We start from the raw sequence: 13,874 nt of genomic DNA on the forward strand, positions 1-13,874 counted from the left end.
TCCGCCGGGTCCAGAGCAGGACGGGTCCCCGCCACGGTGTGGCGGGGACCCGTCGAGCGAGCGCGTTGGCGGACTCAGGAAGCGAAGAGCGAACCGAGCGAACCGGCGGATCCGGTCCCGCCGCCGGTCCCGCCGCCGGTCCCCTCGTCGGTGAGCGACACCGTGGTGGTCAGCGCCTTCGACGTCGACGCGGAGTGCCGGTCCGAACCCGAGAACTCGGCAGTGATCTCGTGATCGCCGACGCTGTCGAAGGTGTGCGTGAGCGTTGCCCTGCCGTCGACCACCGTGACCGGATCACCGATCGCGGTGCCGCCGTCCGTGAACTGCACGGTGCCGCCACCGGGGGCAGGCGCAACCGTGGCCTGCAGGCTCACCGCGGTTCCCACCGTCGCCGCGCCGGGCCCACTGAGCACGGTGGCGGTGGCGATGTCCCGGGACTCGACACTGACGTTGACACCCATCGGGTTGAACACCTGGCTGGCGTTCCAGGTGGCCACGTCGAACGCGAGGCCGCTGTCGAACGTGCCGGCCGCGGCAGCGTCCGGGACCCGGTAGGTGACCTCGAACGTCACATCCTTGTCCCAGGCGGTCGGGCGATCGGTCAGCAGCCAGGTACCCGAGACCGACAGCCTGTTGCCGGCGTCGTCCAGCTCCGGCGTCACCGGGGTCGTCGACGGACCCGTGAACAGTCCCGACGCGGTGACCTTGGCGCTTCCCGGCACGTACTCGAACCCGGCCGGGTGCACGTCGGTGATCTTGTTCAGGCGCCGGTCCGTGGCGTTGGTGACCTCGAAGACCGACGTGTACGTCACCGTCGCGCCGCGCCCGACGGATCCCGGCGTGACGCTCTTGGTGACCTTGACGTTGTCGCTCGACACCGTCGCCGATGCGGGAGCCGCGACCGCGGACCCACCGCCGGCCCCGAGACCGAGAGCCACCACCGCGGCGGCACCGACCACGGCCACCGTCCTGCGCATCACGAAGTGCGACATGAAATTTCCTCCCGGGTTCCGGCGCGACGACGCGCACCGGCTCGAATTGCGCGAGCAATACCCCACCTTAGCCAAGCGATAACTGGATCGGTCTCCCGGCCCATCTTCCGCGCCCGGCCGGTGGCCGCGAGTCAGGGCGTCAGGCCGTGGGTGAGCAGGGCAGCCAGTTCGCCGTAGGCCTGCGCGTCATCGAGTCCGGTCGCCGCCGACACCTGCCTGCGCTGGATCCGCACCATCGTCGAGGAGGCCACCTCGGCGACGAACGCCGCGTGCACGTCCCGGAACTCACCGGACCGCACCCCCTCGGTGATCAGTTCCTGCACACGGCGTGCGGCGAACGCTGTGTTGACCTCGTAGACCTCGCGCACCGTCGCATTCGCGGCCACGTCGTCCATGAATCGTCTCGACGCCGGACGCAACTGTTCGCCGACCGCCTCCAGGTAGGTCCGGATCCGGTCACGCGCGCCGGCCTCTCCGGCCAGCCGGCCCTCGACCTGGTCGGTGGCACCGCGGAAGAAGTGGATCGCTGCGGCGCGCACGAGTTGCTCCTTGCTCTCCGCGAGCCCGTAGAGGGTGGACTTCGAGCACCGCAGCCGGGTGGCCAGTTCATCGAGGGTGAGGTGCGCGAAGCCCTCCGCCAGGAACAGGGCACTGAGTTGGTCGAGAAGTTGCGCCCGGCGGGCAGCACCGCGAACATGGGTTGCCATACCCATAACAGTACTGCAGTATCGATTTCAGTACCGATATTGAGCCGAGGAGAACTCCATGCCCGTCGAACGACTGCTCCCCAGCCAGGAAGCGCACGACCTGATCGACCTGACCCGCGACCTCGCGGACAAGGTGCTGGCACCCCAGGTCGACGCGCACGAGAAGTCGGAGACCTTCCCCGACGGGGTGTTCCCCGCACTCGGCCGCGCGGGACTGCTCAGCCTGCCCTACCCCGAGGAGTTCGGCGGTGGTGGTCAGCCGTACGAGGTGTACCTCCAGGTACTCGAGGAGTTGGCCGCCCGCTGGGCGGCGGTGGCCGTGGCCACCAGCGTGCACAGCCTGTCCTGCTTCGCGCTCGCCACCCACGGCACCGCCGAGCAGCAGGCCAGATGGCTGCCGGAGATGCTCGGCGGCAACACGATCGGTGCCTACAGCCTCTCCGAGCCGCAGGCCGGCTCCGATGCCGCCGCCCTCAGCTGCAAGGCCATCGCCGTCGACGGCGGATTCCGCATCAACGGCGCGAAGGCCTGGATCACCAACGGCGGGCGCGCGGACTTCTACACGCTGTTCGCCCGCACCAGCGACGACGGTCCCCGGGGAATCTCCTGTTTCCTGGTCGATTCCGCGACCGAGGGCCTGAGCTTCGGCAAGCCCGAGGAGAAGATGGGCCTGCGCGCCGTGCCCACCACCTCGGCGCACTACGACGACGCCTTCGTGGATCGAGACCGGCTGATCGGCCAGACCGGCCAGGGCCTGTCCATCGCGTTCAGCGCGCTCGACTCCGGCCGGCTCGGCATCGCCGCCGTCGCGGTCGGGCTAGCGCAGGGCGCGCTCGACGACGCCGTCGCATATGCCAAGGAACGCAAGGCCTTCGGCAAGCGGATCATCGACCACCAGGGGCTCGGCTTCCTGCTCGCCGACATGGCCGCGGCCGTCGACTCCGCACGCGCGACCTACCTCGACGCGGCCCGGCGGCGCGACGCCGGACTGCCGTACTCGCGCCAGGCGAGCGTGGCCAAGCTGGTCGCCACCGACGCCGCCATGAAGGTCACCACCGACGCGGTCCAGGTCTTCGGCGGCTACGGCTACACCCAGGACTTCCCCGTCGAGCGGTACATGCGCGAAGCCAAGATCACCCAGATCTTCGAGGGCACCAACCAGATTCAGCGCCTGGTGATCGCCCGGTCGCTGGCCGGCTAGACCGGACGGTCCGCCGAGTGTGCACCTCGCGTCGCCAGCAGTAGGGCGACGCTCCGACAACGGCACGCTCGGCGGATCAGACGGCGCGGGACTCAGTCCCCGCAGCACCCACCCGGCACCGTCCGCACCTCGCGGGTGGCGGCATTGCGCGCGGCGAGCTCCTCGTTCGGCGGGTAGTCGACGGCGACCAGGGAAAGCCCGTGCGCGGGTGCGACCAGCACCGAGCTGGACCGGGACCGCTCCTGAAGCAGGGCGATCGTCCACTCCGGCGTACGACGGCCCTCCCCAACCGCGATCATCGCACCGACCAGGCTGCGCACCATCGACCAGCAGAAGGCGTCCGCGCTGACGAAGGCCGTCACGATGTCGCCCTCGCGCGACCAGTCGAAGCGCTGCAACTCGCGGACCGTCGTCGCGTTCTCCTTGCGACGGCAGAAGGCCGCGAAGTCGTGCAGGCCGAGCAGCCCCCGGGACGCCGCGCGCATCGCGTCGAGGTCCAGTTCCTTGGGCACCGAGACGGTGTCCCGGGCCCGCAACGGCTCGGCGCCGTACCGCGCGGTGGTGATCCGGTACTCGTAGTGCCGACGGATCGCCGAGAATCGCGCGTCGAAATCGGCAGGCACCACGGTGACGGCCTTGACCCGCACGTCGGGCGGCAGGAAGCGGGCAAGCCGGCGCACCAGGCGCGCCGGCTCCTCGGGTGCGACGGCCACCGGCACGTCCAGGTGCGCGACCTGACCGCTGGCATGCACGCCCGCGTCGGTGCGACCGGCAACGGTCAGCGTTACGGGCTCCCGCAGGATGGTCGACAACGACTCCTCGAGCACCCCGCACACAGTCCGGAGTCCCGGCTGGCGGGCCCAGCCGGAGAAGTCGGTGCCGTCGTAGGTGATGTCGAGGCGAAAGCGAACGAACCCGCCGTCCCGGAACGGGGCGGCGGGTTCGATCGAGGGTTCTGACGCGTTCAGCGTTAGTCCTTCTTGGCCTCGTCGGCCTCGACGACCTCGGCCTCGACCACGGGGGTCTCGACCTCGGCCTCGACGACCGCAGCCGGCTGCGAAGCCTTCACGCGACGTGCGCGATCGGCCTCGGAGGTGACGGTCTGCTCCTTGACGAGCTCGATGACCGCCATCGGCGCGTTGTCACCCTTGCGGGGCATCGTCTTGGTGATGCGGGTGTAGCCACCGTTGCGCTCCGCGTAGAACGGACCGATCTCCGCGAACAGGGTGTGCACGACATCCTTGTTGCGGATGACCTTCAGCACCTCACGACGGTGAGCCAGCGTGCCGGCCTTCGCGTGCGTGATGAGCTTCTCGGCGTAGGGCCGGACGGCCTTGGCCTTGGCCTCGGTGGTGGTGATTCGACCGTGCTCGAAGAGCGCGGTGGCCAGGTTGGCGTAGATCGCCTTCTGGTGGGAAGCCGACCCGCCGAAGCGGGCACCCTTCTTGGGCTTGGGCATGAAAATCTCCTAGTGAAGAACCTAAAGAGCTGGTCTACAGCTGTTCGGTCTCGGCGTAATCCTGGTCGTTGCCGTCGGCGTCGTTGAACGAGCCCGCATCCGTGTCGCTCCACGTCCCGGTGGCGGCGTCGTAGCCGGCAACGGTGCTGGGATCGAACGAAGCCGGGCTGTCCTTCAGTGCCAGGCCGAGCGAATGCAGCTTGACCTTCACCTCGTCGATGGACTTCTGACCGAAGTTGCGGATGTCCAGCAGATCGGACTCGGTGCGACCAACCAGCTCGCCGACGGTGTGAACACCCTCGCGCTTGAGGCAGTTGTAGGAACGGACCGTCAGGTCCAGGTCCTCGATCGGCAGTCCGAAGGAAGCGATGTGATCGGCCTCGGCGGGCGAGGGTCCGATCTCGATGCCTTCTGCTTCGACGTTCAGCTCACGGGCGAGGCCGAAGAGCTCAACCAGGGTCTTGCCCGCCGAGGCGAGCGCGTCCCGCGCGGTGATGGAGTTCTTGGTTTCCACGTCCAGCACGAGCCGATCGAAGTCGGTGCGCTGTTCGACGCGGGTGGCCTCCACCTTGTAGGTGACCTTGAGCACGGGCGAGTAGATCGAGTCGACCGGGATACGGCCGATCTCGGCGCCGGACGCCTTGTTCTGGACGGCGGGGACATAGCCGCGACCGCGCTCGACGACGAGCTCGATCTCCAGCTTTCCCTTGTCGTTCAGGGTGGCGATGTGCAGATCCGGGTTGTTCACCGTGACGCCGGCCGGGGGCACGATGTCGCCTGCGGTCACAGCGCCGGGGCCCTGCTTGCGGACGTACATGGTGACCGGCTCGTCCTCTTCGGAGCTCACGACGAGGCCCTTGAGGTTCAGGATGATGTCGGTGACATCTTCCTTCACGCCGGGGACCGTGGTGAACTCGTGGAGAACGCCGTCGATACGGATGCTGGTGACAGCAGCGCCGGGGATCGACGACAGCAGGGTGCGGCGAAGCGAGTTGCCGAGGGTGTACCCGAAGCCGGGCTCAAGGGGCTCGATGACGAACTTCGAGCGGTTGTCAGCGATGACCTCTTCGGTCAACGTGGGTCGCTGAGAAATGAGCATTCGTGTTCCTCCTGTACGGGCGTCCGCTATTTGACGCCGCGATGGATGGGTGCCTCGGTACTCGTGCGCCTCCCCGGTGGCCGTAGCCACCGGAAAGGCGCACGAATGGAAGGCATTACTTCGAGTACAGCTCCACGATCAGCTGTTCCTGCAGCGGAACAACGATCTGCGCCCGCTCCGGCTCCTGGTGGACCAGGATACGAAGACGGCCGGGAACAACCTGCAGCCACGCGGGGACCTGACGGTCGCCCACGGTCTCGCGCGCAACCTGGAACGGCAGCGTGCTCAGCGACTTCTCCTTGACATCGATGATGTCGTACTGGGAGACGCGGTAGCTGGGGATGTCGACCTTCTTGTTGTTCACGAGAAGGTGACCGTGGTTCACGAGCTGACGAGCCTGACGACGGGTACGGGCCAGACCGGCGCGGTACACGACGTTGTCGAGACGGGTCTCGAGGATGCGCAGCAGGTTCTCGCCGGTCTTACCCGGGCGACGCACCGCTTCCTTGTAGTAGCGGACGAACTGCTTCTCCATGACGCCGTAGGTGAAGCGAGCCTTCTGCTTCTCCTGCAGCTGGAGCAGGTACTCGCTCTCCTTGATCCGCGCGCGGCCGTGCTGTCCGGGCGGGTACGGACGACGCTCGAACGCCTGGTCGCCTCCAACGAGGTCGACGCGCAGACGACGCGACTTGCGGGTGATGGGGCCGGTATAACGTGCCATTTTCTAAACCTTTCCTTCCCGCTAGACCCGACGCCGCTTGGGCGGACGGCAGCCGTTGTGCGGCTGAGGGGTGACATCGGAGATGGTGCCGACCTCGAGGCCAGCGGCCTGCAGCGAACGGATCGCGGTCTCGCGTCCCGAGCCGGGGCCCTTGACGAAGACGTCGACCTTCTTCACGCCGTGCTCCTGCGCCTTGCGGGCAGCGCTCTCGGCGGCCAGCTGCGCGGCGAACGGGGTGGACTTACGCGAGCCCTTGAAGCCCACGTGTCCCGAGGACGCCCACGAGATGACATTGCCGGCCGGGTCCGTGATGGACACGATCGTGTTGTTGAAGGTGCTCTTGATGTGAGCTGCACCGTGCGGGACGTTCTTCTTGTCCCTGCGACGCGCCTTCTGGGTCTTCTTGGGACCGGTGCTACGAGACTTGGGGGGCATTACTTCGCCTTCTTCTTGCCGGCAATGGTGCGCTTCGGGCCCTTGCGGGTGCGCGCGTTGGTCTTGGTGCGCTGACCACGCACGGGCAGACCACGACGGTGGCGCAGGCCCTGGTAGCAGCCGATCTCGATCTTGCGACGGATGTCCGCCTGGACCTCGCGACGAAGGTCACCCTCGACCTTCAGCGACTCCTCGATGTACTCGCGGAGCTTGGCCAGGTCCTCGTCACCCAGATCCTTGCTGCGCATGTCCGGGTTGACCCCGGTCGCAGCGAGGATCTCCTTGGAGCGGGTACGGCCGACGCCGTAGATGTAAGTCAGTGCGATCTCCATGCGCTTCTCGCGAGGAAGATCAACACCTGAGAGACGTGCCATGAGGCATTTCCTATCGGTGTGCGGAGGTCTGCTCCCAGCCCGTCCCCTGTGTCCTCTGATCGCTCAGAGCGTCTTTCAACAAACTCAGGTGGGGCCCCGGCCTCCGTACCGGGGGTTGACCGATGCCTGCCTCGGGGCCGAAACCCGTTGGCCGTTGCGCCGGCTGGTGCTGGGAGGTCTTCTTGTCAGTTGCGTCGGGCAAGCCGATCGCAAGTCGTGCAGGTTTGGTTAGCCCTGACGCTGCTTGTGACGCAGGTTCTCGCAGATCACCATGACCCGGCCGTTACGACGGATCACCTTGCACTTCTCGCAGATCTTCTTGACGCTCGGCTGAACCTTCACGTCTGTCTAATCTCCTGTGTGTCGCCCACCGCAGGTGGACATAATTCTCCCCGGGCCAGGTGTGGTCCCGGGGAGGCTTCGTTACTTGTACCGGTAAACGATCCGGCCGCGAGAGAGGTCGTAGGGCGACAGCTCTACGACAACACGGTCCTCCGGCAGGATGCGAATGTAGTGCTGACGCATCTTGCCGCTGATGTGCGCGAGCACCTTGTGGCCGTTCTCGAGCTCAATGCGAAACATTGCATTGGGCAGCGGCTCGACCACGCGGCCCTCGACCTCGATGGCTCCGTCTTTCTTAGCCATATCCTCCGCGATCCGTTGGTGTGGGCATCGATCTCCGTTACGGTGGCACCCATGCGCTGATGAACCCGGCTTCCCGTGCGCACCACGCGTGAACGCAGGCACCCAGACGACCGGCACGCAAGACGCACCACTGGACTACCCTACCGGAGTTCGCCCACCAGGACAAATGTGACCCGGCCCGCCGGCCGGTCGCCCACACGGGCCGACCCACGAAGACAGGCACCCACGGACCGGGAACGGCCGTGGGTGCCTGTCTTTCTGGCTTACCGCGCTACTCGGGGCGCAGCGTGAGGATTCGCGGTCCGTCCTCGGTCACCGCAACGGTGTGCTCCCAGTGCGCCGCCCGGGACCCGTCGGTGGTCACGACGGTCCAGTCGTCGTCGAGCACCTCGGTGTCGGTGGTGCCGAGGGTGAGCATCGGCTCGATGGCCAGCACCGACCCGACCACCAGCTCGGGGCCCTTGCCCGGCTTTCCCTCGTTCGCGAGGAACGGGTCCATGTGCATCTCGCGGCCGATCCCGTGTCCGCCGTAGCCGTCCACGATCCCGTAGCTGCGGCCGTGTGCCTTCTCCGCTGCCCGGGTTCCGAGTTCGATCGCGTGCGAGACGTCGGTCAGCCGGTTGCCCGGCAGCATTGCCGCGATTCCGGCATCCATCGACAGCCGGGTCGCCTCGCTGAGGTCGCGATCCGCGGCGAGGTACTCCCCCACCGCGAAGGTCCATGCCGAGTCGCCGTGCCAGCCGTCGAGAATGGCCCCGCAGTCGATCGAGATCAGGTCGCCCTCCACGAGGACGTCCTCCGCGGAGGGGATCCCGTGCACCACCCGGTCGTTGACCGAAGAGCAGATCGAACCGGTGAAGCCGTGGTAACCGAGGAACGACGGCACCGCGCCGGCATCCCGGATGGTCTGCTCGGCGATCCGGTCCAGGTCCAGCGTGCTCACGCCGGGCTTGGCGGCCGCCCGAACCGCGACCAGGGTCGCACCGACGATGGCTCCCGCCGCCGCCATGGCGTCGAGTTCCCCGGCGGTGCGGAACGGGACGACCTTCTTGCGGCGGAAACCCACGACCTACCTCTTACCTGTTGCTTGTCTTGCTGGTTGCGGACGAACGGGCTACTTGCCCAGCGCGGCGAGCGCGCGGGCGTTGACGTCGTCGACCTCGCCGACTGCATCGACCGTGACGACACTGTCGGCGTAGTGGTCGAGCAGCGGTGCGGTCTCCTCACGATAGACCCGCATCCGGTTGCGGATGACGTCCTCGGTGTCGTCGGCACGACCACGACCGAGCATCCGCTCGACCACGACGTCGTCGGCGACCTCGAAGGCCAGCACGCCGTCGAGCTTGACGCCCAGACCGGCGAGGATGTCCTCGAGAGCCAGAGCCTGGTCCACCGTCCGCGGGAAACCGTCGAGAAGGAACCCGTTGACCGCGTCCGGCTCGGCGACGCGCGCCTTGACCATGTTGTTGGTGATCTCGCTGGGGACCAGGTCGCCGGCGTCCATGTACTTCTTCGCCTCGAGCCCGAGGGCGGTCTGCTGACCGATGTTCGCGCGGAACAGATCGCCCGTCGAGATGGCCGGAACGCCGAGCTTCTCCGACAGGATGGCGGCCTGAGTGCCCTTACCGGCACCGGGAGGACCAAGGAGGACAAGTCTCACTTGAGGAACCCTTCGTAGTTGCGCTGCATGAGTTGGCTCTCGATCTGCTTGACGGTGTCGAGGCCGACACTGACCAGAATCAGGACCGCCGCACCACCGAAGATGCTGCTACCCGACGCCCCCTGGGAGAGGAAGAGGTTCGGCAGCACTGCGATGAGACCGAGATAGATCGCGCCCGGCAGCGTGATGCGGCTGAGCACGTAGTTCAGGTAGTCCGCAGTCGGACGACCCGGGCGAATGCCGGGGATGAAGCCGCCGTACTTCTTCATCTCGTCCGCGCGCTCTTCGGGGTTGAAGGTGATCGCGACGTAGAAGTAGGTGAAGAAGACGATCAGCAGGAAGTAGATGAGGATGTAGACCGGGTTCGACGGGTTCACCAGGTACTCGTTGATGAGCCGCTGCCACCAGCTGGGATCCGTGGCGGAGCTCGAACCGGTGAGCTGCGCGATCAGGTTCGGCAGGTACAGCAGCGAGGACGCGAAGATCACCGGGATGACGCCGGCCTGGTTGACCTTGAGCGGCAGGTACGTCGACGAGCCGCCGTACATCTTCCGACCGACCATGCGCTTGGCGTACTGCACGGGGATGCGGCGCTGACCCTGCTCGACGAACACCACGCCCGCGATCAGTACGAGGACCGCCACCAGCACGAGGGCGAAGACGAGGCCGCCGCGGCTGTCGAGGATGGCGCCACCCTCGGAGGGCAGTCGCGATGCGATACCCGAGAAGATCAGCAGCGACATGCCGTTGCCCACGCCGCGCTCGGTGATCAGCTCGCCGAACCACATCACCAGGGCGGCGCCGGCGGTCATGACCAGCACGATGATGACCAGGCCGAAGATCGACTGGTCGTCGATGATCTCCTGCTGGCAACCCTGCAACAGCTGACCGCGCGCCGCGAGGGCGACGATGCCGGTCGACTGGAGGATCGCGAGCGCGATCGAGAGGTAGCGGGTGTACTGGGTCATCTTGACCTGGCCCGACTCGCCCTCCTTGCGGAGTTCCTCGAACCTCGGGATGACCACCGTCAGCAACTGCACGATGATGCTCGCCGTGATGTACGGCATGATGCCGATCGCGAAGATCGACAGCTGCAGCAGTGCGCCACCGGAGAACAGGTTGATCAGCGAGTAGATGCCCGCCGTTTCACCACCGGAGATCTGGTCGATGCACTGCGAGACGTTCTGGTAGTTCACACCGGGCGACGGCAACGTCGCGCCGAGTCGGTACAGGGCAATCAGGCCGAGAGTGAAGAGGATCTTCCGCCTCAGGTCGGGCGTCCTGAAGGCCGAGACAAAGGCGGAAAGCAAAGATCCTCCTGGGCACGACGGGGTGTCGCGAGCGATTTGCTCGACGGGCGAGTTGAACTCTAGAACACTAGCAGTGAGGGCGGGGCAGGCAGCCCGGCATCGCCGAATTGGCGTGCCTCGACGGACGGGCATTGTCGTCGCATGCGCCGACTGGCAGGCCATGACCCGAAACACGAACTATACAGAACACCGATGGCCGCAGCGGTGTCCACGCGGACATTGCTACGGCCATCGGTTGTTGTTCTACAGAGCAGATTTACAGCTCGGTGGTGGTTCCACCCGCAGCGGTGATCTTCTCCTTGGCGGCGCCGGTGAACTTGTTCACCGTCACCTGCACGGCGACCGTGAGCTCGCCGTCGCCGAGAACCTTGACGAGCTGGTTGCGGCGAACCGCACCGGCCTCGACGAGATCCTGGACGCCGATCGTGCCACCGTTCGGGAACAGCCGGGCGATGTCGCCGACGTTCACGACCTGGTACTCGGTGCGGAAGGGGTTCTTGAAGCCCTTCAGCTTGGGCAGACGCATGTGCAGCGGCATCTGTCCACCCTCGAAGCCCACGCGCACGGTGTTACGTGCCTTGGTGCCCTTGGTACCGCGACCAGCGGTCTTGCCACGCTTGCCACCCTCACCGCGACCAACGCGGATCTTGGTGGACTTGGAGCCCGGGGCCGGGCGCAGGTGATGCAGTTTGATGGTCATGGTTAGACCTCCTCAACGGTTACGAGGTGGCGCACCACGTTGATCAGACCGCGGTTCTGCGCGTTGTCCTCACGGACGACGGTCTGACGGATGCCCTTGAGACCGAGCGTGCGCAGAGAGTTCTTCTGGTTCTGCTTGGTCCCGATGGTGCTCTTGATCTGGGTGACCTTGAGATCTGCCATTACTTCACACTCCCAGCAGCCTGTGCGCGTGCACGCAGCATGCCGGCGGGGGCAACCTCTTCGAGGGTCAGGCCGCGGCGAGCCGCAACTTCCTCGGGACGCTGCAGACCCTTGAGCGCGGCAACGGTCGCGTGCACGACGTTGATCGCATTGTCGCTACCGAGCGACTTCGACAGGATGTCCGCGATACCCGCGCACTCCAGCACGGCACGCACCGCGCCACCGGCAATGACACCGGTACCCGGGCTGGCCGGACGGAGCATGACGACACCGGCCGCCGCCTCACCCTGGATCGGGTGGGTGATGGTCGAGCCGATCATCGGGACGCGGAAGAAGCTCTTGCGAGCCTCCTCGACACCCTTCTGGATGGCCGCGGGAACTTCCTTGGCCTTGCCGTAGCCGACACCGACGAGTCCGGCACCGTCGCCCACGATCACCAGGGCGGTGAAGCTGAAGCGACGACCACCCTTGACGACCTTCGAGACGCGGTTGATCGTGACAACGCGCTCGATGAACTGCGACTTCTCGGCAGCCTGGCCACGACGGTCGTCACGACCGCCGCCACGACGGTCGCCGCCACCGCGGTTGTCCCCGGTGTTGGGTCCATTCTGTCCGGCGGGTCCGCTGCCGCCGTCACGCCTCTGACGTCCCGGCATCAGACTGTCCTTCCATTCGAAATGTTGGTCATCAGAACTTCAACCCGCCTTCGCGAGCGGCATCCGCGAGCGCCGCGATACGACCGTGGTAGCCGTGTCCGCCGTGGTCGAAGACCACTGCATCGACGCCGGCGGCCTTCGCGCGCTCGGCGATCAGCTGACCGACCTTCGCGCTCTGGGCCTTCTTGTCGCCCTCGACGCCACGCAGGTCCGGCTCGATGGTCGACGCGGCGGCCAACGTGCGGCCGGCCAGGTCGTCCACGAGCTGAACGTGGATGTGGCGAGAAGACCGGTTCACGACCAGGCGCGGACGCTCGGGGGTGCCGGAGATCTTCTTGCGAAGACGGAAGTGACGACGCGTCTTCGCGAGACGACGCGTGGTGGACGCATCCTTGCCGAGCGGAATCCGCTTGGCCTTCTGGTTTGCAGTCTGGCTCATATCACTTACCCGTCTTTCCGACCTTGCGGCGGATCTGCTCACCCTCGTAGCGAACGCCCTTGCCCTTGTACGGGTCCGGACGACGCAGACGACGGATGTTGGCCGAGATCTGGCCGACCTGCTGCTTGTCGATGCCGGACACCGAGAAACGGGTGGGCGACTCGACCACGAACGAGATGCCTTCCGGCGCCACGATCGGCACGGGGTGGCTGTAGCCCAGGGCGAACTCGAGGTCCTGGCCCTTGAGCGCGACGCGGTAACCGACGCCGTGAATCTCCATCTTGGTGGTGTAACCCTCGGTGACACCGGTGATGAGGTTCGCGACCAGGGTGCGCGAGAGGCCGTGCAGCGCACGGCTGCGACGCTCGTCGTCGGGACGGGTGACCAGCACCGCGCCGTCCTCGCCCTTGGCGATGGCAATCGGCTCGGAGACAGTCAGCGAGAGGGTGCCCTTGGGGCCCTTCACCGTGATGTCCTGGCCGTCGATGGTGACGTCAACGCCCGCGGGGACGGTGACCGGAATCTTTCCAATACGCGACATTGTGGTGGCCTCCCTTACCAGACGTAGGCGAGGACTTCCCCGCCTACTCCCTGCTTGGCCGCCTGGCGATCGGTGAGCAGGCCGGTGGACGTGGAGATGATCGCCACGCCGAGGCCGCCCAGAACCTTGGGCAGGTTGGTGGACTTCGCGTAAACCCGGAGACCGGGCTTGGAGACGCGACGCACGCCGGCAAGGCTGCGCTCACGGCTCGGGCCGTACTTCAGGTCGACGATGAGCGTCTTGCCCACGGCCGCGTCCTCGGTACGGAAATCGGAGATGTAGCCCTCGCGCTTGAGGATCTCGGCGATGTTCGCCTTGATCTTCGAGTGGGGAAGCTTCACCTCATCGTGGAACGCCGTGTTGGCGTTGCGCAGACGCGTCAAGAAGTCTGCAATCGGGTCTGTCATGGTCATTGGTTGACCTGTACCTTTCTCGCAGCGGTTCCCATACAACACCGATCCGTCGCCGGCGACCTCTCGGTCGCCGGCGACGGCCGGCCGTGGGCCTACCGCGAAGGGGTTTTCCTAATGAACTGGCCTACGGGACGCGGGCCAGAAGTCTGGTGTTACCAGGAGCTCTTGCGAACGCCCGGCAGCTCGCCGGCGTGGGCCATCTCGCGCAGGCAGATTCGGCAGAGGCCGAACTTGCGGAACACCGAGTGGGGACGGCCGCAACGCTGGCAGCGGGTGTAGCCGCGCACCGCGAACTTGGGCTTCTTGTTGGCCTTGTTGACCAGTGCCTTCTTCGCCATGG

General features: G+C 66.4%; 21 protein-coding genes. 1 reads left to right on the top strand and 20 read right to left on the bottom strand.

Features of this window, described 5'->3' with window-relative positions:
* Positions 1 to 74: 74 nt before the first annotated feature.
* Positions 75 to 992 carry an Ig-like domain-containing protein gene (locus tag ACFO6S_RS13410; protein WP_378417721.1) on the bottom strand — a complete coding sequence of 306 codons (918 nt, stop codon included), beginning with the start codon at positions 990 to 992 and terminating at the stop codon, positions 75 to 77.
* Positions 993 to 1,123: 131 nt separating this feature from the next.
* Entirely contained in the window at positions 1,124 to 1,699 is a 576-nt protein-coding gene (locus ACFO6S_RS13415) for a TetR/AcrR family transcriptional regulator (RefSeq protein WP_378417723.1), read from the bottom strand.
* 58 nt (positions 1,700 to 1,757) lie between these two features.
* On the opposite strand from ACFO6S_RS13415, the gene ACFO6S_RS13420 reads away from it, so the two are divergent.
* Positions 1,758 to 2,900: an acyl-CoA dehydrogenase family protein gene (locus tag ACFO6S_RS13420; protein ID WP_378417725.1), complete on the top strand. Its 1,143-nt coding sequence runs from the start codon at positions 1,758 to 1,760 to the stop codon at positions 2,898 to 2,900.
* Positions 2,901 to 2,992: 92 nt separating this feature from the next.
* Here the strand turns inward: ACFO6S_RS13420 and truA are convergent, their stop codons facing one another.
* The 18 genes from truA to ACFO6S_RS13510 all read right to left on the bottom strand — a co-directional run bounded on the left by truA (position 2,993) and on the right by ACFO6S_RS13510 (position 13,872).
* Positions 2,993 to 3,847 carry a tRNA pseudouridine(38-40) synthase TruA gene (truA, locus tag ACFO6S_RS13425; RefSeq protein ID WP_378417824.1) on the bottom strand — a complete coding sequence of 285 codons (855 nt, stop codon included), beginning with the start codon at positions 3,845 to 3,847 and terminating at the stop codon, positions 2,993 to 2,995.
* A gap of 23 nt (positions 3,848 to 3,870) precedes the next feature.
* Positions 3,871 to 4,359, bottom strand: a complete 489-nt coding sequence (gene rplQ, locus ACFO6S_RS13430; RefSeq protein ID WP_378417727.1) for a 50S ribosomal protein L17 — start codon at positions 4,357 to 4,359, stop codon at positions 3,871 to 3,873.
* 34 nt (positions 4,360 to 4,393) lie between these two features.
* Positions 4,394 to 5,458, bottom strand: coding sequence for a DNA-directed RNA polymerase subunit alpha (locus tag ACFO6S_RS13435; protein WP_378417825.1), 1,065 nt, complete (start codon positions 5,456 to 5,458; stop codon positions 4,394 to 4,396).
* A gap of 115 nt (positions 5,459 to 5,573) precedes the next feature.
* Positions 5,574 to 6,179, bottom strand: a complete 606-nt coding sequence (gene rpsD / locus ACFO6S_RS13440; protein ID WP_378417729.1) for a 30S ribosomal protein S4 — start codon at positions 6,177 to 6,179, stop codon at positions 5,574 to 5,576.
* A gap of 21 nt (positions 6,180 to 6,200) precedes the next feature.
* A complete protein-coding gene (gene rpsK, locus ACFO6S_RS13445; RefSeq protein WP_072845918.1) occupies positions 6,201 to 6,614 on the bottom strand; it encodes a 30S ribosomal protein S11 in 414 nt (137 codons plus the stop codon).
* Positions 6,614 to 6,988: a 30S ribosomal protein S13 gene (gene rpsM, locus ACFO6S_RS13450; protein WP_378417731.1), complete on the bottom strand. Its 375-nt coding sequence runs from the start codon at positions 6,986 to 6,988 to the stop codon at positions 6,614 to 6,616. Before rpsM ends, rpsK begins: the two co-directional genes overlap by 1 nt.
* A 228-nt stretch (positions 6,989 to 7,216) precedes the next feature.
* A complete protein-coding gene (gene rpmJ / locus ACFO6S_RS13455) occupies positions 7,217 to 7,330 on the bottom strand; it encodes a 50S ribosomal protein L36 (protein WP_003938068.1) in 114 nt (37 codons plus the stop codon).
* A gap of 81 nt (positions 7,331 to 7,411) precedes the next feature.
* Positions 7,412 to 7,633, bottom strand: coding sequence for a translation initiation factor IF-1 (gene infA, locus ACFO6S_RS13460; protein ID WP_003418601.1), 222 nt, complete (start codon positions 7,631 to 7,633; stop codon positions 7,412 to 7,414).
* Positions 7,634 to 7,904: 271 nt separating this feature from the next.
* Positions 7,905 to 8,699 (bottom strand): type I methionyl aminopeptidase, encoded by a 795-nt coding sequence (gene map / locus ACFO6S_RS13465; protein WP_378417733.1) that lies wholly within the window; start codon positions 8,697 to 8,699, stop codon positions 7,905 to 7,907.
* 48 nt (positions 8,700 to 8,747) lie between these two features.
* On the bottom strand, positions 8,748 to 9,293 hold the full coding sequence (locus tag ACFO6S_RS13470; RefSeq protein ID WP_378417735.1) for an adenylate kinase: 546 nt from the start codon (positions 9,291 to 9,293) through the stop codon (positions 8,748 to 8,750).
* Positions 9,290 to 10,603, bottom strand: coding sequence for a preprotein translocase subunit SecY (secY, locus tag ACFO6S_RS13475; RefSeq protein WP_378417737.1), 1,314 nt, complete (start codon positions 10,601 to 10,603; stop codon positions 9,290 to 9,292). The genes ACFO6S_RS13470 and secY overlap by 4 nt, the downstream gene beginning before the upstream one ends.
* A 256-nt stretch (positions 10,604 to 10,859) precedes the next feature.
* On the bottom strand, positions 10,860 to 11,303 hold the full coding sequence (gene rplO / locus ACFO6S_RS13480) for a 50S ribosomal protein L15 (protein ID WP_378417739.1): 444 nt from the start codon (positions 11,301 to 11,303) through the stop codon (positions 10,860 to 10,862).
* Between the two features lie 2 nt (positions 11,304 to 11,305).
* Complete coding sequence (gene rpmD / locus ACFO6S_RS13485; RefSeq protein WP_378417741.1) at positions 11,306 to 11,485, bottom strand: 50S ribosomal protein L30; 180 nt, start codon at positions 11,483 to 11,485, stop codon at positions 11,306 to 11,308.
* Positions 11,485 to 12,141 (bottom strand): 30S ribosomal protein S5, encoded by a 657-nt coding sequence (rpsE, locus tag ACFO6S_RS13490; protein WP_378417743.1) that lies wholly within the window; start codon positions 12,139 to 12,141, stop codon positions 11,485 to 11,487. Before rpsE ends, rpmD begins: the two co-directional genes overlap by 1 nt.
* Positions 12,142 to 12,172: 31 nt before the next feature.
* Positions 12,173 to 12,580: a 50S ribosomal protein L18 gene (rplR, locus tag ACFO6S_RS13495; protein ID WP_378417745.1), complete on the bottom strand. Its 408-nt coding sequence runs from the start codon at positions 12,578 to 12,580 to the stop codon at positions 12,173 to 12,175.
* A 1-nt stretch (position 12,581) separates the two neighbouring features.
* Complete coding sequence (gene rplF, locus ACFO6S_RS13500; RefSeq protein ID WP_378417747.1) at positions 12,582 to 13,121, bottom strand: 50S ribosomal protein L6; 540 nt, start codon at positions 13,119 to 13,121, stop codon at positions 12,582 to 12,584.
* 14 nt (positions 13,122 to 13,135) lie between these two features.
* A complete protein-coding gene (rpsH, locus tag ACFO6S_RS13505; protein WP_378417749.1) occupies positions 13,136 to 13,534 on the bottom strand; it encodes a 30S ribosomal protein S8 in 399 nt (132 codons plus the stop codon).
* 152 nt (positions 13,535 to 13,686) lie between these two features.
* Positions 13,687 to 13,872: a type Z 30S ribosomal protein S14 gene (locus ACFO6S_RS13510; RefSeq protein WP_378417750.1), complete on the bottom strand. Its 186-nt coding sequence runs from the start codon at positions 13,870 to 13,872 to the stop codon at positions 13,687 to 13,689.
* Between the last annotated feature and the right edge of the window lie 2 nt (positions 13,873 to 13,874).

Origin of the sequence: Rhodococcus kronopolitis (assembly GCF_042654025.1) — a bacterium.
GTDB lineage: Bacteria > Actinomycetota > Actinomycetes > Mycobacteriales > Mycobacteriaceae > Rhodococcus_G > Rhodococcus_G kronopolitis.